Source organism: Methylobacterium sp. J-077 (assembly GCF_022829365.1).
Taxonomy (GTDB): domain Bacteria; phylum Pseudomonadota; class Alphaproteobacteria; order Rhizobiales; family Beijerinckiaceae; genus Methylobacterium.
Genome location: NZ_JAKSYJ010000122.1, coordinates 60,119 through 85,178, shown reverse-complemented (window position 1 = coordinate 85,178; position 25,060 = coordinate 60,119). Strand labels below are relative to the sequence as shown.

General features: G+C 70.7%; 23 protein-coding genes and 1 pseudogene. 15 read left to right on the top strand and 9 right to left on the bottom strand.

Annotation, left to right across the window (positions count from 1 at the left end):
* Positions 1-64: 64 nt before the first annotated feature.
* The 3 genes from MKL11_RS15775 to MKL11_RS15765 form a co-directional block, all read right to left on the bottom strand.
* On the bottom strand, positions 65-2,401 hold the full coding sequence (locus MKL11_RS15775; RefSeq protein WP_243945019.1) for a xanthine dehydrogenase family protein molybdopterin-binding subunit: 2,337 nt from the start codon (positions 2,399-2,401) through the stop codon (positions 65-67).
* Positions 2,398-2,877 (bottom strand): (2Fe-2S)-binding protein, encoded by a 480-nt coding sequence (locus tag MKL11_RS15770; protein ID WP_007560376.1) that lies wholly within the window; start codon positions 2,875-2,877, stop codon positions 2,398-2,400. The genes MKL11_RS15775 and MKL11_RS15770 overlap by 4 nt, the downstream gene beginning before the upstream one ends.
* Positions 2,878-3,331: 454 nt before the next feature.
* Positions 3,332-5,350, bottom strand: a complete 2,019-nt coding sequence (locus tag MKL11_RS15765) for a potassium transporter Kup (RefSeq protein WP_243945017.1) — start codon at positions 5,348-5,350, stop codon at positions 3,332-3,334.
* 409 nt (positions 5,351-5,759) lie between these two features.
* Between MKL11_RS15765 and MKL11_RS15760 the strand changes: the two are divergent.
* The 7 genes and pseudogenes from MKL11_RS15760 to cobJ form a co-directional block, all read left to right on the top strand.
* A pseudogene (locus MKL11_RS15760) lies at positions 5,760-7,616 on the top strand (cobaltochelatase subunit CobN); the annotation flags it as partial.
* Complete coding sequence (gene cobG / locus MKL11_RS15755) at positions 7,613-8,974, top strand: precorrin-3B synthase (protein WP_243945015.1); 1,362 nt, start codon at positions 7,613-7,615, stop codon at positions 8,972-8,974. The pseudogene MKL11_RS15760 and the gene cobG, both read left to right, overlap by 4 nt.
* Positions 8,971-9,651: a precorrin-8X methylmutase gene (locus tag MKL11_RS15750; protein ID WP_243945013.1), complete on the top strand. Its 681-nt coding sequence runs from the start codon at positions 8,971-8,973 to the stop codon at positions 9,649-9,651. The genes cobG and MKL11_RS15750 overlap by 4 nt, the downstream gene beginning before the upstream one ends.
* Positions 9,651-10,430, top strand: a complete 780-nt coding sequence (locus tag MKL11_RS15745; RefSeq protein WP_243945011.1) for a precorrin-2 C(20)-methyltransferase — start codon at positions 9,651-9,653, stop codon at positions 10,428-10,430. The genes MKL11_RS15750 and MKL11_RS15745 overlap by 1 nt, the downstream gene beginning before the upstream one ends.
* 73 nt (positions 10,431-10,503) lie before the next feature.
* Entirely contained in the window at positions 10,504-10,779 is a 276-nt protein-coding gene (locus tag MKL11_RS15740) for an AbrB/MazE/SpoVT family DNA-binding domain-containing protein (RefSeq protein ID WP_243945008.1), read from the top strand.
* Positions 10,776-11,192, top strand: coding sequence for a type II toxin-antitoxin system VapC family toxin (locus MKL11_RS15735; RefSeq protein ID WP_243945006.1), 417 nt, complete (start codon positions 10,776-10,778; stop codon positions 11,190-11,192). Before MKL11_RS15740 ends, MKL11_RS15735 begins: the two co-directional genes overlap by 4 nt.
* Before the next feature lie 8 nt (positions 11,193-11,200).
* Positions 11,201-11,962, top strand: a complete 762-nt coding sequence (gene cobJ / locus MKL11_RS15730) for a precorrin-3B C(17)-methyltransferase (RefSeq protein ID WP_243945053.1) — start codon at positions 11,201-11,203, stop codon at positions 11,960-11,962.
* On the opposite strand, the gene MKL11_RS15725 is transcribed toward cobJ, so the two are convergent.
* A complete protein-coding gene (locus MKL11_RS15725; protein ID WP_243945003.1) occupies positions 11,929-12,726 on the bottom strand; it encodes a cobalt-precorrin-6A reductase in 798 nt (265 codons plus the stop codon). The two genes, cobJ and MKL11_RS15725, sit on opposite strands and share 34 nt — an antisense overlap.
* Here MKL11_RS15725 and cbiE point away from each other — a divergent pair.
* The 4 genes from cbiE to MKL11_RS15705 are packed head-to-tail and all read left to right on the top strand — an operon-like array spanning position 12,725 to position 16,435.
* Positions 12,725-13,945 carry a precorrin-6y C5,15-methyltransferase (decarboxylating) subunit CbiE gene (gene cbiE / locus MKL11_RS15720; RefSeq protein ID WP_243945001.1) on the top strand — a complete coding sequence of 407 codons (1,221 nt, stop codon included), beginning with the start codon at positions 12,725-12,727 and terminating at the stop codon, positions 13,943-13,945. The genes MKL11_RS15725 and cbiE overlap by 2 nt on opposite strands.
* On the top strand, positions 13,942-14,346 hold the full coding sequence (locus MKL11_RS15715; RefSeq protein WP_243944999.1) for a cobalamin biosynthesis protein: 405 nt from the start codon (positions 13,942-13,944) through the stop codon (positions 14,344-14,346). The genes cbiE and MKL11_RS15715 overlap by 4 nt, the downstream gene beginning before the upstream one ends.
* Complete coding sequence (gene cobM / locus MKL11_RS15710) at positions 14,343-15,119, top strand: precorrin-4 C(11)-methyltransferase (RefSeq protein ID WP_243944997.1); 777 nt, start codon at positions 14,343-14,345, stop codon at positions 15,117-15,119. Before MKL11_RS15715 ends, cobM begins: the two co-directional genes overlap by 4 nt.
* The gene (locus MKL11_RS15705) at positions 15,116-16,435 is read left to right on the top strand and encodes a cobyrinate a,c-diamide synthase (protein WP_243944995.1); all 1,320 of its coding nucleotides are present in this window, start codon (positions 15,116-15,118) and stop codon (positions 16,433-16,435) included. The genes cobM and MKL11_RS15705 overlap by 4 nt, the downstream gene beginning before the upstream one ends.
* Before the next feature lie 90 nt (positions 16,436-16,525).
* Here MKL11_RS15705 and MKL11_RS15700 read toward each other — a convergent pair whose 3' ends face one another.
* The gene (locus MKL11_RS15700; RefSeq protein WP_243944994.1) at positions 16,526-16,936 is read right to left on the bottom strand and encodes a helix-turn-helix domain-containing protein; all 411 of its coding nucleotides are present in this window, start codon (positions 16,934-16,936) and stop codon (positions 16,526-16,528) included.
* Positions 16,937-17,418: 482 nt separating this feature from the next.
* Between MKL11_RS15700 and MKL11_RS15695 the strand changes: the two genes are divergently transcribed.
* The gene (locus tag MKL11_RS15695; protein WP_243944992.1) at positions 17,419-17,766 is read left to right on the top strand and encodes an antibiotic biosynthesis monooxygenase family protein; all 348 of its coding nucleotides are present in this window, start codon (positions 17,419-17,421) and stop codon (positions 17,764-17,766) included.
* A 493-nt stretch (positions 17,767-18,259) separates the two neighbouring features.
* The gene (locus MKL11_RS15690; protein WP_243944991.1) at positions 18,260-19,765 is read left to right on the top strand and encodes an undecaprenyl-phosphate glucose phosphotransferase; all 1,506 of its coding nucleotides are present in this window, start codon (positions 18,260-18,262) and stop codon (positions 19,763-19,765) included.
* Positions 19,766-19,769: 4 nt separating this feature from the next.
* Here the strand turns inward: MKL11_RS15690 and MKL11_RS15685 are convergent, their stop codons facing one another.
* Positions 19,770-20,255, bottom strand: coding sequence for a transcriptional repressor (locus tag MKL11_RS15685; protein ID WP_243944990.1), 486 nt, complete (start codon positions 20,253-20,255; stop codon positions 19,770-19,772).
* Between the two features lie 255 nt (positions 20,256-20,510).
* Between MKL11_RS15685 and MKL11_RS15680 the strand changes: the two genes are divergently transcribed.
* Positions 20,511-21,317: a metal ABC transporter ATP-binding protein gene (locus MKL11_RS15680; protein ID WP_243944988.1), complete on the top strand. Its 807-nt coding sequence runs from the start codon at positions 20,511-20,513 to the stop codon at positions 21,315-21,317.
* Between the two features lie 47 nt (positions 21,318-21,364).
* Entirely contained in the window at positions 21,365-22,189 is an 825-nt protein-coding gene (locus tag MKL11_RS15675; protein WP_243945051.1) for a metal ABC transporter permease, read from the top strand.
* On the opposite strand, the gene MKL11_RS15670 is transcribed toward MKL11_RS15675, so the two are convergent.
* The 3 genes from MKL11_RS15670 to MKL11_RS15660 are packed head-to-tail and all read right to left on the bottom strand — an operon-like array spanning position 22,190 to position 24,929.
* Positions 22,190-23,053: an SDR family oxidoreductase gene (locus MKL11_RS15670; protein WP_243944986.1), complete on the bottom strand. Its 864-nt coding sequence runs from the start codon at positions 23,051-23,053 to the stop codon at positions 22,190-22,192.
* On the bottom strand, positions 23,050-24,195 hold the full coding sequence (gene queG / locus MKL11_RS15665; protein WP_279600528.1) for a tRNA epoxyqueuosine(34) reductase QueG: 1,146 nt from the start codon (positions 24,193-24,195) through the stop codon (positions 23,050-23,052). The genes MKL11_RS15670 and queG overlap by 4 nt, the downstream gene beginning before the upstream one ends.
* Positions 24,196-24,236: 41 nt before the next feature.
* Positions 24,237-24,929: a glutathione S-transferase family protein gene (locus MKL11_RS15660; RefSeq protein WP_243944984.1), complete on the bottom strand. Its 693-nt coding sequence runs from the start codon at positions 24,927-24,929 to the stop codon at positions 24,237-24,239.
* Positions 24,930-25,060: the final 131 nt, after the last annotated feature.

Genomic DNA, 25,060 nt, shown 5'->3' with positions numbered 1-25,060 from the left:
CTTTCATAGCGGGGGGCCGGGGATCAGGTCCCCGGTCCCCCAACGCGTCGCGAGGGAGCGCGGTTCAGACGCTGAGCTGGTCGCGGATCGGCAATTGCCGCACGCGCCGGCCGGTGGCGGCGAAGACCGCGTTGGCGATGGCGGGCGCCACGGGAGGCACGCCGGGCTCGCCGACGCCGCCGAGCGGGCCGTCATAGGAGCCGGTCGGCACCAAGTGCACGCGGACCACCTTCGGGGCGGCGTCGATCCGGATGATCTCGTAGCCGTCGAAGTTGTTCTGCTGCGCCCGGCCCTGCTTGAAGGTGATCTCGGAGGTGAGGGCGAGCCCCATCCCCATGACCACGGCGCCTTCCATCTGCGACCGGATGCGCTCCGGGTTGACCTGCGGCCCGCAATCGACCGCGATGTCGATGGCGTGCACTTTCACCTGGCCCTTGTCGTCGACCTCCACCTCCGCGGCCACCGCCGTGTAGGTGACGAAGCTGTAGTGGCCGGCGATCCCGAGGCCGCGGCCCTTGGGCATCTCCCGTCCCCAGCCGGCGCCCTTGGCGACGGCCTCGATCACGCCGCGCAGGCGGCCGGTATCGATCGGGTAGAGCTTCGGGTCCTCGCCGTGGTTCCAGACGTCGCCGATCGAGGTCGGGTCGATCTTCCGGGCCGGGCCGATCAGGTCCAGCAGGTACTCCTTCGGGTCGCGGCCGGCGGCGTGCGCCAGCTCCGACACGAAGGACTGGATCGCGAAGGCGTGCGGGATGTTCGAGACCGAGCGGAACCAGCCGATCCGGACATGGGCGGCGGCCTCCGGGTTCTCCATCCGGGCGTTTGGCAGGTTGAACGGCGTGTTCACCAGGCCCATGCCGAGCTCGAACGGCAGCTCGTGCTTCGGATCGGGCGCGAAGATCGAGCCGATCGTCGGCGCCACCGAGCGGTGCAGCCAGGCCACCGGCATGCCCTTCTCGTCGAGGCCGGCCTCCAGGTGCTCCACCGAGATCGTGTGGTAGTAGCCGTGGTGGATGTCGTCCTCGCGGGTCCAGGCGAGCTTGACCGGCGCGCCGTCCACCGCCTGCGAGCACAGCGCCGCCTCGACCACGTAATCCGGCTTGGACTTGCGGCCGAAGCCGCCGCCGAGCAGCGTCACGTTCACCTTGACCTTGTCGTCGGGCAGCTTGAGCGCCTTCATCAGGCGGTCGTTAGCCGCCTGCGGACCCTGCGTGCAGGCCCAGGCCTCACAGAACCCGTCCTTGACCCGGGCCACGGCGGCCGGGGGCTCCATGGGGGCCTGGACGAGGTGGGGCACGAAATACTCGGCCTCGACCTTGGTCTTGGCCTTGGCCATCGCGCCGTCGACGTCGCCCTGGTTGCGTACCACCTTGCCGGGCTTGCGCGCAGCGGCCTCGAGCTCCTTGCGGAACACGTCGGTGTCGTAGCCGGCGTTCGGGCCGTCATCCCAAGTGATCTTGAGGGCGTCGCGCGCCTTCAGGGCCGCCCAGGTGTTCTTGGCGACCACCGCGACGCCGCCCAAGGGCATGAACTCGCTCGGGATCTCGCCGCCGTCGATCTTGAAGATCTTGACGACGCCCGCGACCTTCTTGGCCTCGCTGTCGTCGAAGGACTTGACCTTGCCGCCATAGACCGCCGGCCGGGCCACCACCGCGTACAGCATCCCGTCGAGCTTGGTGTCGAGGCCGTAGACGGCCCGGCCCGTGGTGATGTCGAAATTGTCGATCGGCCCGATCTTGCCGATGCCGATGTAGCGGAAATCCTTCGGGTTCTTCAGCGTGACGTTCGTGGGCACCGGCAGCTCGGAGGCCGCCTGCGCCACGGCGCCGTAGCCGAGGCTGCGCTTGGACTTGGCGTGCGTCAGGGTGTGGTTGGAAGCCGTCACCTCGGAGGCCGGGACGCCCCATTGCTTGGCGGCGGCCTCGATCAGCATCAGCCGCGCGGCGGCGCCGGCATGGCGGAAATGCTGGAAGAAGTGGCGCAGCGAGCGCGAGCCGTCCGTGTCCTGGTTGCCGAAGCGCTCCTCGTCGCCCCAGGCCTGGACCACCTTCACCTTCGGCCAGTCGGCCTCCAGCTCGTCGGCGACGGTGAGCGCCACGGAGGTGCGCACGCCCTGGCCCATGTCGGAGCGGTGGTTGGTCACCGTGACGGTGCCGTCCGGGGCGATCGACACGAAGATCTTCGGGTCGTCGCGCCAGCCATGCGGCATGCCGTCGGCGCCGAACTTCTGGGCCTTCTGCTCGGCGGTCTGACCCTCGTCGGCGCGGGCGTCGCGCAGGGACAGGGCCAGCACCAGGGCGCCGGCGCCGCCGAGGATGCCGCGGCGGCTGACATTGGCCAGCACCGGCTTGGCGGTCGGTTGAGCGGCCAGTTCGGCCATCAATTGGGCGTCGTGGATCACAGGCGCTCTCCCTTGCCGGCGGGGGCCGTCTGGCCTGCGGCCTGATGGATCGCCGCGCGGATGCGCGGATAGGTGCCGCAGCGGCAGATGTTGCCGCTCATCGTGTCGTCGATGTCCTGGTCGGACGGCTTCGGCGTATCCTTGAGCAGCGCGGCGGCCTGCATGATCTGGCCGCACTGGCAGTAGCCGCACTGGGCGACGTTGAGATCGCGCCAGGCCACCTGCACCGGGTGGTTGCCGTCGGGCGACAGGCCCTCGATGGTCACGACCTCCTGGTCGGCGGCCGCCGAGATCGGCGTGATGCAGGCGCGGGTCGCCGCGCCGCCGAGATGGATCGTGCAGGCCCCGCACAGCGACACGCCGCAGCCGAACTTGGTGCCGGTGAGGCCCAGCTCGTCGCGCAGGTACCACAGCAGCGGCATGTCGGGATCGCCGTCGAAGCTGCGCGCAGCCCCGTTCACGGTGAGTTTGATCATCGATCTATCCTGTCTGGCGACGCCGGAACGGCGTTCAATCGGGTCCGGGCCAAGCCGGCGGCGCCGACCGATCTTCTGGTCCACGCGTCGGCTATGACGGGCCAACCCAGCGAACGGGCCTCTGGGTTCGGAAGTGGAAGAATTTTAATCCACCCCGGGAGACTTGTGCAACGCAAGGTGGACGCGGCACGCCGCCGGAGGCCCGCGCCCGGGACATGCCGCGTGCGGCGGCGCACATGCGGGTTCCCTGAAAGGATTGCCTCTTCCAGGGACTCTGAAATGGAAATTTGTGCTGCCGAGTCGCTGAGATGACGAACATAGTCGGCACGAGTAGACTGCCGAGGCACGCTGCTCCACGGGAGCCCTGCAAGCCTCCGGGCTCCGCCCCCGAACCCCGCCAAAGGGCTGAGCCCTTTGGAAACCCGCTGTCTCCCGCGCGCGATCAGGATCGCCCCTACACCGTCACCTGCGTCCCGACCTCGACCACCCGCCCGGTGGGGATCTGGAAGAAGTCCGTCGCGTCGTTGGCGTTCTTGGCGAGGGTGATGAAGATGCGGTCCTGCCAGAGCGGCATGCCCGAATGGGTCGCCGGGCGGATCGAGCGGCGGGACAGGAAGAACGACGTCGCCATGATGTCGAACTTGAAGCCCTGGCGGCGCAGCAGCACCAGGGTTTTTGGGATGTTCGGCGTCTCCATGTAGCCGAACTTCATCACCACCCGGAAGAAGTGCGGCCCCACCGGCTCGATCCGGACCTTGTCGGCCTCGTTCGAGCGCGGGGTGTCCACCGTCTCGACGGTGAGGATCACGTTCTTCTCGTGCAGCACCTTGTTGTGCTTCAGGTTGTGCAGCAGCGCGGCCGGGGCGATCTCGGGGTCGCTGGTCAGGAACACCGCGGTGCCGCGCACATGGTGAGGCGGGCTCTTCTCCAGCATGCCGACCAGCTCGACCAGCGGCACGTCGGTCTTGCGGGTCTTGTTGAACAGGATCGTGACCCCGCGCACCCAGGTCCACATCAGCACGACGAGGCCGCCGGCCAGGATCAGGGGCACGTAGCCGCCCTCCACGACCTTGATCAGGTTGGAGAGCAGGAACAGGAATTCCAGCACGATGAACGGCAGCATCACCAGGGCGGCGGCCACCGGCGACCAGCCCCACATCCGCCAGATCACCAGGAAGGTCATCGCGGCGGTGAGCAGCATCGTGCCGGTCACCGCGATGCCGTAGGCCGAGGCCAGCGACGAGGAGGTCTTGAACAGCACCGCCAGCAGCACGACGCCGATCATCAGCAGCCCGTTGATCTGCGGCAGGTAGATCTGGCCGGCATGCGATTCGGAGGTGTGGCGGATCTCGAGCCGCGGCAGCAGGCCGAGCTGGATCGCCTGACGGGACAGGGAGAACGCCCCGGTGATCACCGCCTGGCTCGCCACCACGGTGGCCAGCGTCGCCAGCACCACCATCGGCAGGAGGCCCCAGGCCGGGACGAGCTGGAAGAACGGGTCGGCGGTGTCGGGCTTCTCCAGCACCAGGGCCGCCTGGCCGAGGTAGTTCAGGGCGAGCGCCGGGAAGACGAGGCAGACCCAGGCGACCTGGATCGGCTTGCGGCCGAAATGCCCGAGATCGGCGAACAGGGCCTCGGCCCCGGTCACCGCCAGGAACACCGCGCCGAGCGCCACCAGCGCCCCGGTGCCGTGGCCGAGCAGGTAATGCACCGCGTACCAGGGGTTGATCGCGCGGAACACCTCCGGGTGCAGGCCGATATGCGGCAGGGCCGCCAGCGCCATCGCGACGAACCACACGATGGTCATCGGCCCGAAGAAGGCGGCGACCTTGGCGGTGCCGCGGTTCTGCACGAGGAACAGGGCGACGATGATCGTCACCGTGATCGGCAGCACGTAATCGTCGAAGGCCGGGGTGACGAGCTTCAGCCCCTCCACGGCCGACAGCACCGAGATCGCCGGGGTGATCACCGCGTCGCCGTAGAACAGCGAGGCGCCGAGCAGCCCGAGCATGAACACGATCCGCGAGCCGCCGAGCGCCTTGCGGGCCAGCGCCATCAGCGAGAGGATGCCGCCCTCGCCGTTGTTGTCCATGCGCAGCAGGATCGCGACGTACTTCACCGTCACGATCAGGAAGAGCGCCCAGAGGATCAGCGAGACGGTGCCGATCACCTCCTCGGGCAGCAGGATGCCGTCGGTACGGGCCGGGACCAGCGCCTCGCGGAAGGCGTAGAGCGGGCTGGTGCCGATGTCGCCGTAGACGACGCCGACGGAGCCGACCAGCAGGGTCCAGAAGCCGGCATGGCCGTGCCGGGTCTCGGCCTTCTCGGGGGCGTCGAGGGCGCCGCCGGGGGCCGGCCCCTGCATCGGGCCGGTGCCGGCGGTCTCCCCGGCCGCCGGGGCGGACTCGGGCGGGGCGTCGGAGGCCGCGGGCACGGGCTGGGGTGCTACGCCGGGTGCGAAGGTCTGGCTCATGCGGAATGTCGGAGGCTCGGGCGTGGCCGGCGTTTCGCGGGTCGGCTCATGGGGCCCGGAGGGCCGGGCAGGAGGACGCGAAAACTCCGCCGAACCACGCGGGCCGGCCACCAGGCCGACCGCTCACGGGATCGTGCGGCCTTGCTATCACGGCCTCGGGCGGCCGGGAACCGGGTGCGACGCGAAGATCGCCGTGTCGCGGCTGCACATCGAAGGCCGGGGTCTCAGAGGAATCGCGCGTGCTCCCTCCCCCCTCTGCGGGGGAGGGGGGCGGCCGTCAGGCCGGGTCGAGAGAGGGGAGCGCGGCTTCAGGACGGCGCGGAGCAGGTTTGAAGGCCGAAGCCTTTCCTGCGCCGTCGCCCCCTCTCCCGACCCCCTTCGAGGGCCACCCTCCCCCGCAAAGGGGGGAGGGAAACTTGCGTGCTTCCTCCAGCCCGACCGCGGCCGGGATCCCGACCGCAAGGCCGGCTATCACGACCCCGACCGCGTCCCGACCCACGCCTACCTGGCGTTCCACCTCGGGCTGCGCCGCCGGTTCGACGCGCTGGTGCAGCTCGGCACGCACGGCACCACCGAATGGCTGCCCGGCAAGGCGGTGGCGCTGTCGCCCGGCTGCTTCCCGGCGCTCTGCGTCGGCGGGCTGCCGGTGATCTACCCGTTCATCGTCGACGATCCCGGCGAGGCTGCCCCGCTCAAGCGCCGGCTGGGTGGGATCGCGCTTGGCCATCTCACCCCGGACACCACCCTGCACGCCTTGTCCCCGGAGGCCGGGCGCCTGCGCGAGCTCGTGGAAGAGTATTCCGCCGCCAGCGTGCTCGACCCGCGCCGGGCCGGCCTGATCGCCAGTGCGATCCTGGAAGATGCAGAGGCGGCCGGGCTGCTCGACGGCGCCGGCATCGGCCCGGACACGCCAATGGAGGAAGCGCTGACCCGCCTCGACGCGCATCTCTGCGACCTCGGCGAGACGACGTTCCGCGACGGTTTGCACGTCTTCGGCCGTGCCCACCACAATGCCCCGGAGGCGGTCGTCGCGAGCGCCGCCGGCGAGCGTGCGGGCTTGCTCGCGGCGTTGGACGGGCGCTTCGTGCCGCCGGGTCCCGCGGGCTCGCCGTCCCGCGGCCGCGCCGACGTGCTGCCGACTGGGCGCAACCTCGCAACCCTCGATCCCCGGGCGATCCCGAGCCGCGCCGCCGCGCTGCTGGGCGAGCGGGCCGCCGCCTCGGTGGTGACGCGCTATCTCCAGGACGAGGGTGAATACCCGGCCCGGATCGTCATGGACCTCTGGGCTTCCCCGACCCTGCGCACCGGCGGCGAGGATGTCGCCCACGCGCTCGCGCTGATGGGCGTGCGACCGGTCTGGGACCACGCCAGCACGCGGGTCACCGGCTTCGAGGTGCTGCCGCTCGCCATGCTCGACCGGCCGCGCATCGACGTGACGGCGCGCGTCTCGGGCGCGTTCCGCGACACCTTCCCGGACACGCTGGCGCTGCTCGACCGGGCCGCCCGCGCAGTGGCCGAGCGGGACGAGGAGGATTCCGAAAATCCCCTGGCCGCGGCCCGGCGCCGGGGCGAGACCACCGCCAGGGTCTACGGTTCCGCCCCTGGCCAATATGGCGCCGGCACCGCCGCCACCGCCCTCGACGGTGCCTGGGACAGCCGGGCCGATCTCGGACGCGCCTACCTCGCCGCGAGCAGCCACGCCTACGGCGATCGGGAGGGCCCGGACGCGACGTTCGGCGACCGTGTCGCGGCGGCGGACGCCTACCTGCACGCCTTCGACGTGGCCGAGCGCGACCTGTTCGACGGCGATGCCGCGGTGGACGCCATGGGCGGGTTCGCGGCTGCGGCCGCGCTCCGGGGCGGCAGCCCCGCCCTCTACAGCCTCGACGTCTCGATTCCCGAGCGCCCCAAGGCCCGCACCGCCCGGGAGGACGCGGCCCGGTTGATCCGCGGGCGCCTGGCCGATCCCCGCTGGATCGCGGCACAGCTCCGCCACGGCTACCGCGGCGCGCAGGAGCTGGCCCAGGGCCTCGACGCCGTGTTCGTGCTCGCCGCAGCGAGCGACGCCGTGACCGATGCCGGGTTCGACCGGCTCTACGCCGCCTGGATCGCCGACCCCGACGTGTTCGACCAGCTTCGCACCGCCAACCCCGCCGCCACCCGGGCGATCCTGGAGCGGTTCGACGAGGCCCGCGACCGCGGCCTGTGGCACAGCCGGCGCAACGCGCTGCCCGCCGACGCGCTGATGCCGGAGGCCGCGGAATGAGCGCTCCGGCCCATCGCCGCAGCCTGCCCGAGGCGCCGACCCGCCGGGGCTGGTGCCCCGGGCTCAGCCGGCCGATGCCTACCGGCGACGGCCTGCTCGCGCGGGTGCACCCGCCGCTGGGGATCCTGAGCCTGCCGCAGGCCCGTGCGGTGGCCGAGGGTGCACGCCGCTTCGGCAATGGCCATCTCGATCTCACCGCCCGGGCCAATCTTCAGATCCGCGGCGTCTCGGAGGCGACGCGCGCGCCGCTCGCCCACCTGCTGGAAGCGGCCGGCCTCGGCGATACGCGCAGCGATGGCGGCCCGCAGCGCCTGACGCTGACCAGCCCCCTGGCCGGCCACGACCCCAGCGAGTCACTCGACGTGCCGGCCCTCGCCCGCGCTATCGAGGCGGCGGGGCTGGCGGTGCCGGGGCTCCCGGCCAAGACCCTGGTGGTGGTCGCAGGGCGTCCGGCGGCGGAGATGCCGGACGGCGATGCCTATGTTTTTCCTCGTGCCGCGGGCGGCGTCGGGATCGCGGTCGCCGCAGAGCAGGGCTTTCGCGATCTCGTCACCTGTGCCGCGGAGGAGGCGCCGGCCGCGATCGCAACGCTGCTGCAGGCCTTCGCCCGAACCGGATTGCGACGGATGCGCGATCTTTCGCCGGAAGACCGCAGCGCGTTGGCAGTTGCCGTCCGTCTTGAGATGCAGCCGCAGGTCCCCTCTCCCGTGCGGGAGAGGGGGCACGGTGTCGTCTCGCGACGTGCGGTGCCCTTCTCGCCGCGGGCCAGTGTTGAATGGCTGGCGCCAAGCCAATCCGTCCTTACCGTGGATGCGCCGTTCGGTCGCTGCACGGCCGATGCCCTAGACAGGCTCGTGGACTGCGCCTCCCGCCTCGGGGCCGGGGAAATTCGCCTCTCACCGGCCCGCGGCTTCGTGCTGCTGCCGCTTCAGGCTCCGTCACCCGCAGGTCTGATGGCGCTGGCCGAGGACTTCATCGTCGCACCCGACGATCCGCGGCGCAGCGTCGCCGCCTGTACGGGCGCGCCGGCCTGCGCCTCCGGGTCGACGCCGACGCTCAAGGATGCCGCACGTCTCGCGGAGATCTTCGCGCCGCTCGCCGCGGACGGGCGTTCCGCGCATGTCTCCGGCTGCACCAAGGGCTGCGCCCGGCCGGGTCCGGCGGACCTCACCCTCGTCGGCCGGAATGGCTCCTACGGCGCCGTCATCGGCGGCGCGCCCGGCGATAAGCCGGCGATGCACCTCCCTATCGAGGCGGTGCTGGAGCGGTTAGGAAGGGCCAAGACCGTCGGGCTCGCCGCCGCCTTCGCGCCGGAGAACACCGGGACGGATTTCGGGAGGACCAGGAGACCGGCATGAGCGCGAGCCAGAACGCCCTGCGCCAGGCAGGTTCGAAGCCGGAGACGGCCTCCCGCTACGAGTATATCCGCGACGGCGCCGCGATCTACGCGCGCTCCTTCGCGATGATCCGGGCTGAGGCTTCGCTCGCGCGCTGGTCGGGGGCGGCCGAGCGGGTTGTGGTCCGGATGATCCATGCCTGCGGCATGACCGATCTGCCCGCAGACGTAGAGATGTCGGACGGCTTCGCCGAGGCCGGCGTCGTGGCGCTCCAGGCGGGGGCGCCAATCCTGTGCGACGTCCGGATGGTTGCCGACGGCGTCACCCGGGCGCGGCTGCCCGCTAACAATCCCGTCATCTGCACCCTCGGCGACCCGCGCGTGCCGAACCTCGCGAAGCACCTCGGCACCACCCGCTCCGCCGCCGCCATGGAGCTGTGGCGCGAGCATTTGCCGGGCAGCATCGTGGCGGTGGGCAACGCGCCCACCGCTCTGTTCCGCCTGCTGGAACTGCTCGATGCCGGCGTGGCGCCCCCGGCCGCGGTGATCGGTATTCCGGTGGGCTTCGTCGGCGCCGCCGAATCGAAGGAGGCCCTGGCCCGGGACGGCCGCGTGCCCTTCGTCGTTGTTCACGGCCGCCGCGGCGGCAGCGCCATGACCGCGGCGGCAATCAACGCGCTCGCCAGCGAGGTCGAGTGATGGACGGGTTCGAGCGGGTCGAAGCCCCCGTCGAGGATATTCCCGCGGCTTCCGTGACCGGCACCCTCTACGGAGTCGGGATGGGACCGGGCGACCCAGAGTTGCTCACCGTGAAGGCGCAGCGCATCCTGATGCGCGCGCCAGTGCTGGTGCATTTCTGCAAGCGCGGGCGGCGCGGCAATGCCCGCACGATCGCGGATGCGATCCTGCGTGACCCCGCCCGCGAGATGCCGCTGGCCTATCCCTACACCACCGAGATTCACCCGGAGCACCCGGACTACGTCGCGGCGCTCGCGGCCTTCTACGACGACGCGGCCGGGCAGCTCGCCGACCATCTCGGCGCCGGCCGCGATGTCGCGATCCTGTCGGAGGGCGACCCGTTCTTCTACGGCTCGTTCATGCACCTGTGGCGGCGCCTCAAGGACCGCTTCCCCGTGGAGGTGGTGCCGGGCGTCACCGGCATGTCCGGCTGCTGGACCCGGGCCGGCACGCCGATCACCTGGGGCGACGACATCCTCACGGTCCTGCCGGCGACGCTGCCGCTGGACGCGCTCACCGAACGCCTGCGCGGCACCGACGCCGCCGTCGTGATGAAGCTCGGGCGGCACCTGCCGAAGGTGCGCGCAGCACTCACCGCAGCCGGACTGCTGGGCCGGGCCGTCTATGTCGAGCGCGGCACCATGGCGGGCGAGCGCGTGGTAATGCTCGCCGACAAGGCGGACGACGAAGCCCCGTACTTCTCCATGGTGCTCCTGCCCGGCGAGGGGCGGCGACCGTGAGCGCAGGAGCGCATATCTGTCCCTGGTCTGTGATGCCGGCGAGCATTACAGTTCGCGGGTGGGAGGACGCGGCGTGACGACGTTGACGGTGACGGATCGAGGCCAGGTCACGTTCGGACAGGACGTGCTGAACCACCTCGGCATCAAGCCCGGCGACAGGGTCAGGCTCGACCTGCTCCCCGACGGTCGGGCGGAGCTGAAGGCCGATCAGCCGTCAGGATCCTGGCGGCAGCTGCATGGCCTGCTCAAGGGTAAGGGCAACGGCGCGCGCTACTCGATCGAAGAGATCGATGAGGCTATCGCCGAAGCCGGCGCGGCCGCCGGCATGGCCGGTCTGGAACGGCCGTGAAGCTCACGCCCGACACCAATGTCCTGCTTTGCCTCATCGTCGACGACGACGAGGCGCAGGGAATCGCGGCCGTCGAGACGATGGAGCGCGCCGCCCAGGTCGCCATCGGCGTGCATGCGCTGTGCGAGCTGGTCTGGGTGCTGCGCGACCGTTATGCGATGCCGCGCCCGGACATCGCAGCCGCCATTCGTGGCCTGATCGGCGCAAGCAACGTCGTCGCCAACCGACCCGCCATCGAAGCGGGCTTGGTCCAGTTGGAGGCCGGCGGCGATTTCGCGGATGGAGTGATCGCCTTCGAGGGACGCTGGCTGGGGGGCGAAACCTTCGTCTCGTTCGACAGGCGCGCGCGCACGTTGCTGGACCGTCAGGGCTTCGCGACCCTGTCGCCGACACCAGGGGCGGATGCGCGTTGAGCTCGGATCTGCGCGGCAGCCTCACGGTGGTCGGCCTCGGCCCCGGGGATGCGGGATTGCTGACCGAGGCCGCGCGCCGGGCCCTCGACGCTGCCGAGCATCTCGTCGGCTATTTTCCCTACGTGGCCCGCGTGCCCGAGCGCCCGGGCCTGATCCGGCATGCCAGCGACAACCGTGTCGAGGTCGACCGCGCCCGCCACGCCCTGCAGCTCGCCGCGTCCGGCCGGCGGGTGGCGGTGGTGTCGGGCGGCGATCCCGGCGTGTTCGCCATGGCGTCGGCCGTGTTCGAGGCGGTGGAGCACGGCGAGCCCGCCTGGCGGGATCTCGCCATCACGGTGGAGCCCGGCATCACCGCGATGCTGGCCGCCGCGGCCCGGCTCGGGGCGCCGCTCGGCGGCGACTTCTGCGCCCTCTCGCTCTCGGACAACCTGAAGCCCTGGCCTGTGGTGACTGCGCGCCTCGAAGCGGTGCTGCGCGCCGATTTCGTCATCGCGCTCTACAACCCGATCTCCACCGCGCGGCCCTGGCAGCTCGGGGCGGCGCTCGAACTCGCCGCCGGGATCCGGGCGCCGGAGACGCCGGTGATGTTCGCCCGCGCGATCAGCCGGCCGGACGAGGCGATCCGGGTCTCGACCCTCGCCGAGGCGCGGGACGTGCCGGCCGACATGGCGACCATGGTGATCCTCGGCGCCTCGACTACACGGCTGATCCCGCGGACCGACGGCCTGCCTTTCGTCTACACCTCGCGCAAGGTCGCGGGCTCGGCATGATCGCCGGCATCGAGCCAGCGCAGCGCGCCCGCAGCGCCGGAGACGCTCGAAACGTCGGGCTTCTCCGGCCGGCGGACCATCACCACCGGAAGCCCGAGGCTGCGCGCGGCCGCGATCTTGCCGTAGGTCGCCGCCCCGCCGGAATTCTTGCTGACCACGATCTCGGTGCCGTTCGCGCGCATCAGAGCCGCTTCGGCCGCCGCGTCGAACGGGCCGCGCGCCTCGATGACGATGAGATGCGGCACCGGCAGCGCACCGTCCAACGGCTCGACCGTGCGCGCCAGATACGCGTGCTGCGGAGCCGCCGCGAAGGCGCCGGCCTCCTGCCGGCCGATCGTCAGGAACACGCGCCGGGGTCTCGGCCCGAGGGCGGCGACCGCCTCCGCCACGCTGGCGACCTCGGTCCAAAGATCGCCGGGCTCGCGGCTCCAGGCCGGCCGGCGGATCGCGAGCAGCGGCACGCCCGCGGCCTCCGCGGCGCGGGCGGCGTTGCCGGAGATGATCGCCGCGAAGGGATGCGTCGCGTCGATCAGGCGCTCGATGTTTTCGCGGCGCAGATAAGCGGCGAGGCCCTCAGCGCCCCCGAAACCGCCGATCCGCGTCGGCACCGGCTCGGCCTTCGGCGCGGCGGTCCGGCCGGCCAGAGACAGCGTCACGCTGTATGCGTCCCGGCCGGCCAGGGCCCGCGCCAGGGTGCTGGCCTCCCCGGTACCGCCGAGGATCAGGATTCGCATCGCGCCGCCGGTCATGGGGGCCTTGTCCATGAGCGCTGAGCCCCTGTCGAGCGGCCGCTGGCTGTCGATCGTCGGCATCGGCGAGGACGGACGGGCCGGGCTCGCACCCGCCGCCGCCGCCGCGCTCGATGCCGCGCGGGTTGTCTATGGCGGCCGGCGCCATTTCGCCCTGGCCGCACCCCTCGACGCCGAAGCCCGGCCCTGGCCGAGCCCGATCCACGAGGCTTACCCGGAGATTCTCGCCCGCCGCGGAACCCAGACCTGCATCCTCGCCACCGGCGACCCGTTCCATTACGGCATTGGCGCCGAGATCGCCCGGCTGGTGCCGCCCGCCGAGATCCGCGCCTTCCCGCAACCCTCGGCCTTCAGCCTCGCCTGCGCGCGGCTCGGCTGGCCGCTGGCCGAATGCGGCCTCGTCACCCTGCATGGCCGGGCGCTGACCCGGATCGTCCCGCATATCCAGCCGGGCGCGCGCCTCCTCGCGCTCTCCTGGGACGGCACGACGCCCGCGGCCCTGGCGGCCCTGCTGACGGAGCGCGGCTTCGGCGCCTCGACCGTCACCGTCCTCGAGGCGATGGGCGGCCCGCGCGAGCGGATCCGTTCGGCCGCCGCCGATGCCTTCGACCTCGGGACAATCGACCCGCTCAACACCGTGGCGATCGCGGTCGCGGGTGCGGGACACGCGCTGCCGCTGGCGCCAGGCCTCGACGACGCCCTGTTCGAGAATGACGGGCAGCTCACCAAGGCCGAGATCCGGGCCCTGACGCTGGTGGCCCTGCGCCCGCATCCGAGCCTGCATCTCTGGGATGTCGGGGCCGGCGCGGGCTCCATCGCCATCGAGTGGATGCTGCGGCACCCGAGCCTGCGCGCCACCGCCATCGAGGCGCGTCCGGACCGGGCCGAGCGGATTCTTTTCAATGCGCGGACTCTGGGCGTTCCGGAACTGACGGTGATCACGGGTGCGGCGCCGTCGGCGCTCGCCGGCCTGCCCGCCCCGGACGCGGTCTTCATCGGCGGCGGCGTCTCGGAGCCGGGAATCCTGGCAGCGGCGCTCGCGGCTCTGCGGCCGGGGGGGCGCTGCGTCGCCAACGCGGTGACGCTGCAGGGCGAGGCGGCGCTGCTTGCCGCCTTCGCGGACCATGGCGGCAGCCTGCGGCGATTCTCGATCGATCGGGCCAGCCCGGTCGGTGGCCTGCACGGCTGGAGGCCGGCGATGCCGGTGACCCAATGGGCCTGGACCAAGCCATGAGCGGGCAACTCGTGGCTGGGATCGGGTTTCGCCGCGGCACCGACGCAGACGAGATCGCCGCACTGATCACCCGCGCGCTGGGCGCGGTCGGCGCCGCCCGCGCCGATCTCGTGGCCATCGCGACCGCCGCCGACCGGGCCACGGAACCGTCGATCCGCCAGGCCGCGGCGCAATACGGCCTGGCGCCGTGCCCGGTCGAGGCGGCGGCCCTGGAAGCCTGCGACGCGAAAATCGTCACGCGCTCCGCCCGGATCGAGCGCCTGCGCGGGGTCGGTTCCTTGGCCGAGGCAGCGGCGCTAGCGGCGGCCGGGCCGGAGAGCCGCCTCGCCCTGCCCCGCATCGCCAGCGCCGGCGCGACCTGCGCCCTCGCGATCCCGCAACACAACGCGCGGCCAGCATGACCGTCCACTTCATCGGCGCCGGACCGGGCGCCGCCGACCTGATCACAGTGCGCGGCCGCGACCGCATCGCCGCCTGCCCGGTCTGCCTCTATGCCGGCTCCCTGGTTGCGCCCGAGATCCTGGGCTGGTGCCCGCCGGGCGCCCGCATCGTCGATACCGCGCCCCTGGACCTCGACGCGATCATCGCCGAGATCGAGGCTGCGGAATCGCGCGGGCAGGACGTGGCGCGTCTTCATTCGGGCGACCTGTCGATCTGGAGTGCGCTCGCCGAGCAGATGCGCCGGCTCGACCGCCTCGGTATCGCCTACACCGTCACGCCCGGCGTCCCGGCCTTTGCGGCCGCGGCCGCGATGCTGCGCCGGGAGCTGACCGTTCCGGGCGTGTCGCAATCCGTGGTCCTGACCCGTACATCGGGCCGGGCGAGCGCGATGCCGGAGCGGGAAACCCTGGCGGCCTTCGCGACGACCGGGGCGACGCTGGCGATCCATCTCTCGATCCACGTCGTGGACAGGGTCGCGGCCGAGCTGATCCCGCTCTACGGCGCCTCCTGCCCCGCCGCGGCCGTGTTCCGCGCCTCCTGGCCGGACGAGCGGGCGTTGATCGGCGACCTCGCCGGCCTGCCGGCGCTGGTCGCCGAGGCCGGGCTCGAACGCACCGCCCTGATCCTCGTCGGGCCGGCGCTCGCTGCCTCCGATTTTCGCGAGAGCGCCCTCTACGCGCCCGATTACGACCGGCGCTACCGGCCGGGCGGAACCGTGGGGAGCGCGGTATGAGCGCCCCCGGCCTCCTGGTCGCGGCTCCGCGATCGAGTTCGGGCAAGACCACCGTCACGCTGGCGTTGATGCGGGCGCTGACCCGGCGGGGTTTGCGCGTCCGGGGCGCGAAATGCGGGCCGGACTATATCGATCCGGCTTTCCACCACGCGGCGACCGGCCAGCCGAGCTTCAATCTCGACAGCTTCGCTATGGCGCCCGGCCTCCTCGACGCGCTGGCGGGCGAGACCGCCGCGCAGGCCGACCTCGTGGTCGCGGAAGGCTCGATGGGCCTGTTCGACGGCGTCCGGGCGGCGGAGAGCCGGACCGGGGCGAATGCCGACATCGCCGCCCGCTACGGCTGGCCGGTGGTGCTGGTGGTCGACGTCTCCGGAGCGGCGCAAACGGCCGCCGCCGTCGCGTTGGGCTGCAAGCTCTACGACCCGCGGATCCGGCTCGCGGGCGTGATCCTCAACAAGGTCGCGAGCGCGCGCCACCGGCGGCTGGTGGAGGCCGGCATGGAGCGCGTCGGGCTGCCGGTCCTCGGCGTGCTGATGCGCGATGCTGAGTTGGTCCTGCCCGAGCGTCATCTCGGGCTGGTCCAGGCCGGCGAGACGGCCGACCTCGAAGCGCGCCTCGACCGGCTGGCCGACCTCGCCGAAGCCGGCATCGACCTCGACGCCGTGCTCGCCTGCGCGGGGGGCGGCGCTTTAGCCTCGGCCGGCGTGCTGCCGCGCCCGCCCGGGCAGCGCATCGCGGTCGCCCGGGACGCGGCGTTCAGCTTCCTCTATCCGCATCTCGAAGCCGGTTGGCGCCTAGCCGGGGCCGAGATCGTGCCGTTCTCGCCGCTGGCCGACGAGGCGCCGCCGGAGGATTGCGACACCTGCTGGCTCCCGGGCGGGTATCCGGAACTGCATGCGGGCCGGCTCGCGGCGGCCGGCCGGTTTCTCGACGGTCTGCGCGCCTTCGCGGCCACGCGTCCGATCCACGGCGAGTGCGGCGGCTACATGGTTCTCGGGCGCACCCTGGAGGACGCCGACGGCACTACGCACGCCATGGCGGGCCTGCTCCCGGTCGCGACCTCATACCGCAAGCGAAAGCTGCATCTCGGCTATCGCGTCGCGCACCTCTGTAGCGACGGTCCCCTGGGCCGGCAGGGTGCGCGGGTTGTGGGCCACGAATTCCACTACGCCAGCGAGCTCTCGCCGGCTGCCGCCGGTACCGATGCCCTGGCCCGCGTCACCGACGCGGAAGGCACCGATCACGGCCTGGCCGGTCACCAGGTCGGCTTCGTAGGCGGGAGCTTCTTCCACCTCATCGCGGCGGACGAGGCGTGAACCGCCATCTCAACGGCATGCCTCGAACAAATAGCGCTCCACGATCGGCCTGCTCGTGAAGCGCTGCATCGATCCCACAATCGCAACCGATCAGGCGGGATCCGCCGGCGGAGGTGCGCTGCGAGCCTGGGCAAGGCGTGCGGCGCTGCGGACCAGCGCCAGGACATCCCGGCGCATCTGCTCGTCCTCGATCAGCGCGTAGGCGCGGAGCAACTCGATCGCCCCGTGGGCGCTGAGGAAGCCGAACACGTCCTCCTGAGCGTTCTCGCGGGGCTCGCTCTCCTCGAAGAAGGCCGAGACCGGCACTTCGAGCAGGCGCGCGATCTCGCGCAGCCGGCCGGCACCGACCCGATTCTGGCCCTTCTCGTATTTCTGAACCTGCTGGAACGTGACGCCGACGGCATTGCCGAGGGCGGTCTGGCTCAGGCCTCGCGCCTTCCGCAAAGCGGTGATGCGAATACCCACCAGACGATCCACGTCGGTGGTCTGCTTCGGCATCATCGGACTGTTCGCATCCTTTTCCGCAGCCTGAACAGCCTCTCCTTGCGGATCCGGTGTTCTCGCCTCGCCATCGCGCCGCTTCACCGTCCGACCCTCAATCTCATATCCCGTCTACACCTGAAGTGTGGTGCCACACGCTAGAGCAGCGGCCGCTCGCATTGCAATCGACTACCGCCAAGCCCTTATTGTGATCCGCTCTTTTGCGTCGACCAAGAAACCGCATCGACGGTGAACGCTATAGCAGTCGGTCAGCAGCCCGACTGCGACACAATACGAACCGTCAGGCAATTGGACACGAAGTTGTTAAGCTCCGCAAGTCTAAGTCTACATCTTGTGGTTTAACCTGACGTATCTTCGAAACATTGTTGCGGAAATGTCGATCGGCGAACTGTGCGCAGTCCATCCAGCGGGCCGCGTCGCCGCAGCAGGGCTCGCCTGGGCGGGGTTCAGGGCCTAGATCAAACCTTTCAACGGAGAGCATCATGTTTATCGCGATGAATCGCTTCAAGGTCGTTAAGGATGCGACCGAGGACTTCGAGGCCGTCTGGCTCGGCCGAGACAGCCACCTCGGCGAGATGGAAGGCTTCGTCGAGTTTCATCTGCTGCGCGGGCCCGAGCACGAGGACCACGTCCTCTACGCCTCGCACACGGTCTGGCGCTCGCGCGCCGAGTTCGAGGCATGGACGCGCTCCGAGCAGTTCCGCAAGGCGCATAGCCGGGCGCCCTCGACCAAGCCGCTGTATCTCGGCCATCCGCAATTCGAGGGCTTCGAGATGGTGCAGACCGTCGGTGGCGCCGGCGAGGTCCGGCAGCAGGCCGACGCCGTCTGACACCACGACTGGCCATCATCAGGGCGCTCGCTGCCGAATCGGCTGCGGGCGCTTTCCTGTTTGGGGATGCGGTGACCGGCGTGGGCAGCTCGTGCCGCCGATGCGCGATGATTCCGGTCGGGCATCATCGCCTCCCGAAAGCCGGCCAACACCGTTCGGGATGAGGCCCCAGGGGCGACCGCCGCGGTATCGGCCAAGCTTCGCGTTCCAAGGGAATGCAACCGTCCAGCAAGATTCGAACATTACAACGCAACTGCTGGTATCGGGCCGTCGAGCCTGGGCGAACGGCTTGTGTCTGTATTTCGGTGACTCAGCATTTACCATGTATTGCCCGCGGCCGGACGTTCGCATAAATCACCGCCCATTCCGAAGCGGCCGAACCACCGGACTTCGCGGCTCACCCCTTGCTCCGTCATCGGCAGATGCCGGCGCTGAAATCTTTCGTGTTTCAGACCGGGACAAAGTCCGATCAAACCGGGACGTGGCGGGCCAGATGTTTCACGAACGGGTTCCGGAGACGTTTCAAGCTTTGCCGACCTCGGCCGAACGCCGTCGCAGCGTGTGGTCCGCGCTTCTGCCGCGTCGCGGTCGGGCGTTCGCGCGGATTGCCTTGTCGTCGTCGCTGGCTCTGGCCGACATCGCAGCGATCCTCGCCGTCATCCTGGCGGTCGAGTTCGGCTATCAGGTCGTTTTCGCGGGCGACAGCATCTGGGTGACCGGCTTCCGCAGCCTGCGCCTCGCGGCCCTGCTCGGCGCCATCATGGTCGCCACGAACGCGCTGCGGGAGGATTACAGCCTCGACGGCATCATGGCGCAGAAGCTGAACGTGCAGCGCATGGCGTCGCTCTGGCTGGTTGCCTGGGCGGCGGTGTTGGTGGTCGGCTTCCTCACCAAGACGACCAACGACTACTCGCGCATCGTCTCGATCACGGCGTTCCTGCTCGGCCTGCCCGCTCTGCTGGCGACCCGCACCGTGGCGACCCGCTTGGTCCGCCGCAGCCTCGCCTCCGGTTCGGCCTCCGCCAGCCGCGTCCATCTGGTCGGCTACGAGGAGGACATCGCCCGGTTCTATGCCAGCCACGAGGCCGACCAGCTCGGGTCCCGGATCGTCGGGACCAGCTACCTGCGCCGGGTCGATCCGGGCGCCGACACTGTGTCGCGCCACGACCAGCTCCAGGAGGATCTCGACCTCGCCGTGTCGGTGGTGCGGTTCCTGCGCCCGGACGACGTCTTCGTGCTGGTGCCGTGGACCGACACCGCCGAGATCGAGCGCTGCATCGACGCGTTCCTGCGGGTGCCCTCCGCCCTGCATCTCCGTCCGGGCAGCGTCCTCGACCGGTTCCCCGACATGCAGGTCGCCCGGGTCGGCGGCGTCTCCGGCATCAATATCGGCCGCCGGCCGCTCAACGTCGCCGAGATCGTGCTGAAACGCGCCCTCGACCTGACGGTGGCGGCGATCGCCCTGGTATCCCTGTCGCCGCTGCTGGCTGCCATCGCCGTGGCGATCAAGCTCGACAGCCCCGGCCCGGTCTTCTTCCGCCAGAGGCGCTACGGCTTCAACCAGCAGCCCTTCGGCGTCTTCAAGTTCCGGTCGATGCGGGCGGATGCGAGCACGGTGTTCAAGCAGGCGACCCGCAACGACAGCCGCATCACCCAGGTCGGCGCGATCCTGCGGCGGACCAATCTCGACGAGCTGCCCCAGTTGCTCAACGTCCTCAAGGGCGAGATGTCTCTCGTCGGCCCGCGCCCCCACGCCCTGGCGCATGACCGCAGCTTCGAGCGTCGGATCGCCCTCTACGCGAGGCGCCACAACGTGCGCCCCGGCATCACCGGCTGGGCACAGGTCAACGGCTATCGCGGCGAGACCCTGACCGACCTCGACATGGAGCGGCGCGTCGCCTGCGACCTGCACTACATCGACAACTGGTCGGTCTGGTTCGACATCCAGATCATGATCCAGACGATCGTCTCGCGCCGGGCCTACAAGAACGCACGCTGAGGTTTCAGCCGGCTTGCTGGCGCTCCCTGCAGGCGCCGCAGTCACCCTCGACCTCTAGGATGCTGTGGGCCGGGGTGAAGCCCGCCCGCTTCAGGGTCCGGTCGAGACCATCCTCCAGCTCTTCCGACGAGGCTTCGTCGACCCCGCCGCACTTGCGGCAGATCAGGAAGACGACTCCTTCGCCCGGGGCGTGCCCGTGGGCGCAGGGAATGAACGCGTTGCGGCTCGCGATCCGGTGGACCAAGCCGTTCTCCATCAGGAAATCGAGGGCGCGGTAGACCGAGACCGGCGCAACGCGCCTGCCCGGCGCACTGAGCTTCTCGGCGATGTCATAGGCGCCCTGGGCCTTGCCGGCCTCGGCCACTGCCTCCATCACCTCGCGGCGCAGGGGCGTGAATTGCAGCCCGCGCTCGCGGCAGACCGCCTCCGCCCGCGCGAGCATGCCGCCGAGTCCCGTCTCGCACGCGTCGTGACCCTCGTGACGGTGCATGATGTCTCCAACCGGAAAGCCGGCGGTTGTCCGGCGGGTTTGTTACAGTGTATCACCGCCGCCCCGGACCGCACCAGTAGCCCGAAAGGTCCCCGCGCCGGCCCGAGCGCGCGACGAGGACGTCTTGCCCATCATCTCAAGTCCACGCCGAGCGGTGTCGCGATCCCTGTTCCGCAGCGGCATCGGCCCGCGCCTCGCCCTCGCGATGGCACTGTCAGCCCTGGTCTGGCTGGTGATCGCCTGGGCGCTCGCCGCATGAGCATCGGACCCACGACACCGGATCCGATCCGCCTGGTCGGCCTGACCCTGGGCTACGATCGGCATCCGGCGGTCCACCACCTCGACGGGGCCGTGCGCGCCGGCGACCTGCTGGCCTTGGTCGGGCCGAACGGCGCCGGCAAGTCGACCCTGCTCAAGGGGATGGCCGGCGAGATCCCCTGCCTGGAAGGGCAGATCGAGCGCGCCGGTGACCTCGCCTACATGCCCCAGGCCGACGAGATCGACCGCAGCTTCCCGCTGAGCGTCATGGATCTGGCCGGCATGGGCCTGTGGCGGAAGGCCGGGTCCTGGCGCAGTTTGGAGCGGTGGCGGCCGGAGATCGGCGCGGCCCTCGACACGGTCGGGCTCGGCGGCTTCGAGGCGCGGCCGATCAGCACCCTGTCGGGCGGCCAGTTCCGGCGGGCTCTGTTCGCCCGGCTGATTCTGCAGGATTGCCCGGTGGTGCTCCTCGACGAGCCGTTCACCGGCATCGACAACCGAACCGTCGAGGACCTGCTGGCGCTGATCCGGCTCTGGCACGGCCAGGGCCGCACCGTTATCGCCGCCCTGCACGATCTCGCGCAGGTGCGCGAGCATTTCCCGACGACGCTCCTGCTCGCCCGTGAACCCGTGGCCTGGGGCCCGACCGCGCGGGTCCTGACCGCAGAGAACCTGGCGCGCGCGCGCAACCTCTCCGAGGCCTGGGACGAGGGCGCAGCGATCTGTGTCGGCCCCCGGACGGCCAGCGCGCACGGGCATGATCACGGCCCCGACAGCCACCATCACCACGAGGACGCCGCGTGATCGATCCGTTCGGGCCGATCCTCGCGCCCTTCGTCGAGTTCGGCTTCATGCGTCGGGCGCTGGCGGGCTGCCTGGCGCTGTCGGTCTCGGCGCCGCCGGTCGGGGTGTTCCTGACCCTGCGCCGGATGAGCCTGATGAGCGACGCGATGAGCCACGCGATCCTGCCCGGCGCCGCGGCGGGCTTTCTGGTCGCCGGCCTGTCGCTGCCGGCCATGACCCTCGGCGGTCTGGTGGCCGGTCTCGCGGTGGCGCTCCTCGCCGGCGCGGTGACCCGGGCGACCGTCGTGCGCGAGGATGCCAACCTCGCGGCCTTCTACCTGATCTCGCTCGCCGCTGGCGTGCTGCTGGTGTCCCTGCGCGGCTCGCAGATCGACCTGATGCACTTCCTGTTCGGCTCGGTCCTGGCGCTCGACGATGCCGCCTTGATCCTGCTCGGCGGTATCAGCACCCTGACCCTGGTGGCGCTCGCGGCGATCTACCGGCCGCTGGTGATCGAGTGCGTCGATCCGCTGTTCCTGCGCACGGTGAGCCGCACCGGCGGCCCGGTGCATCTCGCCTTCCTCGCGCTGGTGGTGGTGAACCTCGTGGGCGGCTTCCAGGCGCTCGGGACCCTACTGGCCGTCGGGCTGATGCTGCTGCCGGCGGTGGCGGCCCGGTTCTGGGCGCGGGATCTCGGAGGCCTGATCCCGGTCTCGATGCTGATCGCAGTCATCGCCAGCGTGTCCGGCCTCAGCCTGTCCTACCAGCTCGACCTGCCGAGCGGCCCGGCCATCGTGCTGGCCGCCGGCGCGCTCTACCTCGTCTCGATGCTCGCCGGGCCGCGGGGCGGGTTGCTCCGCCGCCTCATCCGGCCGCGGCACCTCGAAGCCTGATCAGGCCTGGTCCTTCAGCGCGGCGAGCCCCTCGCGATAGGTCGGATAGGCCAGCCTGACGCCGAGCTCGTCCCGGATCAGCCGGTTCCGCACCCGCTTGTTCTCGCCGTAGAAACTGCGCGCCATCGGCGACAGGTCGGCGGTCTCGAAATCGATCTCCGGGGGCAGCGGCAGGTTGGCGAGCGCGGCAGCGTGCTCGGTCACGGTCTGCGGCGGCGTCGGCTCGTCGTCGGTGACGTTGTAGACGGCGCCCGGCCGCGGGCGGTCCAGTGACGCCAGCAGCGTCGTGGCGATGTCGTCGACATGGATGCGGTTGAAGACCTGGCCCGCCTTCACGATGCGCTGGGACCGGCCCTCGCGCAGCTTCACGATCGGGTTGCGCCCGGGCCCGTAGATGCCCGAGAGCCGGAACACCTGCACGGCCTTGCCGCTCCGGGCCCCGAGTTCGAGCCAAGCCGCTTCGGCTTCGACCCTGACCGTCGACCGGGCGCTGCGCGGTGCGGCCGGCGTGGTCTCGTCAATCCAGGCGCCGCCCTGGTCGCCGTAGACGCCGATGGTCGAGAGATAGCCGATCCAGCCGATCCGGCTCGCCGAGATCGCCTCCGCGTAGCGCCGCAGCACCGGATCGCCCTGCTCGGAGGGCGGCGCCGAAACCAAGAGGGCGTCCGTGTCGGCGAGGTCGTCGGCGATGCGGGGATCGTCGGCATCCGGCCCGAACGCCCGCATCGTGAAGCCGGTCTCGGCGGCGAGGCGTGCCGCGCTCGCCGGATCGGTGACGGTGGCGCGCACGGTCAGGACGCGATCGCGCGCCCGCTCGGCGAAACGGCGGCCGGTGAAGCCGAGCCCGAAGACGAAGAGATTCATGCCGGGGATGTCTCGCCGGTCCGGGTGTCCGTCAAGGCGGTCGCGGCGAACCACTCGTCGCGCACATGTGAATCCGTTTCGGTAGGCTCGTGCTGTCGATGCAACGCCTGCACGGCGTCCGGCTCCAGCAGCAGGCCACAGGCCCATACCGCCATGCCACGCACCAACGGCGAAGCATCGCCGAGGCGGCCAACCGCAGCATCCGCGAGGTCCGGATCGCCGGAATTGCCGATTGCGATCATCACATTCCGAAGAAATCGGTCCCGGCCGGTTCGCTTCACCGGCGTGCCGGCGAACAGCTTTCGGAAGGACGCATCATCGAGTTCGGCCAGATCCGCCAACGCAGGCGCTCCGAGATCCGCCCGGGCGGCCAGCCGGGCATCGGCGGCTTTGCGCGCGAACTTGTTCCAGGGGCAGACAGCCAAGCAATCGTCACAGCCGAACACCCGGTTTCCGATCGCCGTCCGGAATTCCTCCGCGATCGGCCCGGCATGCTCGATGGTCAGGTACGAGATGCAGCGCCGGGCATCGAGGCGGTAGGGCGCGGGAAAGGCGTCGGTCGGGCAGATGTCCAGGCACGCGCGGCAGGAGCCGCACCGGTCGCGCCCGGGTGCGTCGGGCTCGAACTCGGCGCTGGTGTAGATCGCGCCGAGCAGCAGCCAGTTGCCGTGCTCCCGAGAGAGCAGCACCGTGTGCTTGCCCTGCCAGCCGAGCCCGGCAGCTTCAGCCAGAGTCTTCTCCATCACCGGGGCGGTGTCGCAGAAGACCTTCACCCGGACGTCGCCCTTGGCGGACAGATAGCCGCCGAGTTCCTTGAGCTTGCCTTTCAAAACCTCGTGATAATCCCGGCGCCGCGCGTAGGCTGCAATGGCGCCCCGGTCGGTTCGCGTGGTGAGGTCAAGCGGGTCGTCGTCCGGACGGTAGCTCATGGCGAGCACCAGGATGCTGCGCAGGCCGGGCCACAAGCCGACCGGGCTGGCGCGCTGGTCGGCGCGCTCCTCCATCCAGTCCATTGTGCCGTGGGCACCCTCGCCAAGCCAGCGCGACAGGCGGCCGGGCAAGTCGGGCAGCCGATCAGGTCGGGTGATCCGAAGCCCACAGAAGCCGAGATGCTGCGCCCGCGCCTCGACGAGGCGGCGCAGATCGGCGCCGAAATAGATCCGTCGTGGGCTCAGGCTTGGGCTCAGAAATCCAGATCCGCGTAATGCGCCGCCGGCGGCATGCCCGCCACCCGGTCGGCCAGCAGCCCCCGGAACGAGGGCCGCGACTTGATCCGAGCATACCAGTTGCGGGCCATCTCGTCTTCGTCCCACGGGACGTCGCCGAGATAGTCGGCGCAGGAGAGATGGGCGGCTGCCGCGAGATCGGCATAGGTCAGGTTGTCACCGGCGATCCAGCGCCGCCGAGCGATCAGGTAGCCTATATATTTGAGGTGGTAGCGCACATTGGTCCGCGCCGCCCGGATCGCGTTCATGTCGGGCGGACCGCCGCCTTCGTGCGCCGACATGAAGCGCTTCGAAATCTTCTCGTTGACCAGGTAGCTGGTCACCTCCGAGTCGAACTTGATCAGGAACCAGTCGAGGAGGCGCCGGACTTCGACCCGCTCCACCGTGTCGTCCGGCAGCATCCGCCGCCCGGAGAGGCCGAGGCCGCGCGTCTCGTCGAGATACTCGGCGATGACCCCGGCACCCGGCACGACCAGGCCGGTCTGCTCCAACAGCACAGGCGTCGACCCGGCCGGATTGATCAGCAAAAAATCGTCGCGGCGCTCCCAGGGGCGCTCCTCGAACAGCGTCGGTTCCAGGCCCATCTCGGCGAGCACGAGACGGATGAACCGGGAATTCGCGCAGAAGGGGAAGTGGTAGAGGGTCGCCATTGGCCGTCAGGACTGCTCGGTCTGACGACGCGGCCAGTCCCGCGCCGGTCGTCGGCCCAGGCGCGCAGAACTTCGGCGCGCAGGACTTCAGAACGAGCGTTATTGCTCGATCGTTGCCGAGCCCTTAACAC

Coding starts and splice junctions, on each gene's coding strand:
- MKL11_RS15680 (WP_243944988.1), top strand. CDS start 20,511: ATGAGCATCGGACCCACGACACCGGATCCGATCCGCCTGGTCGGCCTG.
- MKL11_RS15705 (WP_243944995.1), top strand. CDS start 15,116: ATGAGCGCCCCCGGCCTCCTGGTCGCGGCTCCGCGATCGAGTTCGGGC.
- cobM (WP_243944997.1), top strand. CDS start 14,343: ATGACCGTCCACTTCATCGGCGCCGGACCGGGCGCCGCCGACCTGATC.
- MKL11_RS15750 (WP_243945013.1), top strand. CDS start 8,971: ATGAGCGCGAGCCAGAACGCCCTGCGCCAGGCAGGTTCGAAGCCGGAG.
- MKL11_RS15685 (WP_243944990.1), bottom strand. CDS start 20,255: ATGCACCGTCACGAGGGTCACGACGCGTGCGAGACGGGACTCGGCGGC.
- MKL11_RS15690 (WP_243944991.1), top strand. CDS start 18,260: ATGTTTCACGAACGGGTTCCGGAGACGTTTCAAGCTTTGCCGACCTCG.
- MKL11_RS15675 (WP_243945051.1), top strand. CDS start 21,365: ATGCGTCGGGCGCTGGCGGGCTGCCTGGCGCTGTCGGTCTCGGCGCCG.
- MKL11_RS15765 (WP_243945017.1), bottom strand. CDS start 5,350: ATGAGCCAGACCTTCGCACCCGGCGTAGCACCCCAGCCCGTGCCCGCG.
- MKL11_RS15670 (WP_243944986.1), bottom strand. CDS start 23,053: ATGAATCTCTTCGTCTTCGGGCTCGGCTTCACCGGCCGCCGTTTCGCC.
- MKL11_RS15745 (WP_243945011.1), top strand. CDS start 9,651: ATGGACGGGTTCGAGCGGGTCGAAGCCCCCGTCGAGGATATTCCCGCG.
- MKL11_RS15660 (WP_243944984.1), bottom strand. CDS start 24,929: ATGGCGACCCTCTACCACTTCCCCTTCTGCGCGAATTCCCGGTTCATC.
- MKL11_RS15715 (WP_243944999.1), top strand. CDS start 13,942: ATGAGCGGGCAACTCGTGGCTGGGATCGGGTTTCGCCGCGGCACCGAC.
- MKL11_RS15770 (WP_007560376.1), bottom strand. CDS start 2,877: ATGATCAAACTCACCGTGAACGGGGCTGCGCGCAGCTTCGACGGCGAT.
- cobG (WP_243945015.1), top strand. CDS start 7,613: ATGAGCGCTCCGGCCCATCGCCGCAGCCTGCCCGAGGCGCCGACCCGC.
- cbiE (WP_243945001.1), top strand. CDS start 12,725: ATGAGCGCTGAGCCCCTGTCGAGCGGCCGCTGGCTGTCGATCGTCGGC.
- MKL11_RS15725 (WP_243945003.1), bottom strand. CDS start 12,726: ATGGACAAGGCCCCCATGACCGGCGGCGCGATGCGAATCCTGATCCTC.
- MKL11_RS15695 (WP_243944992.1), top strand. CDS start 17,419: ATGTTTATCGCGATGAATCGCTTCAAGGTCGTTAAGGATGCGACCGAG.
- MKL11_RS15700 (WP_243944994.1), bottom strand. CDS start 16,936: ATGATGCCGAAGCAGACCACCGACGTGGATCGTCTGGTGGGTATTCGC.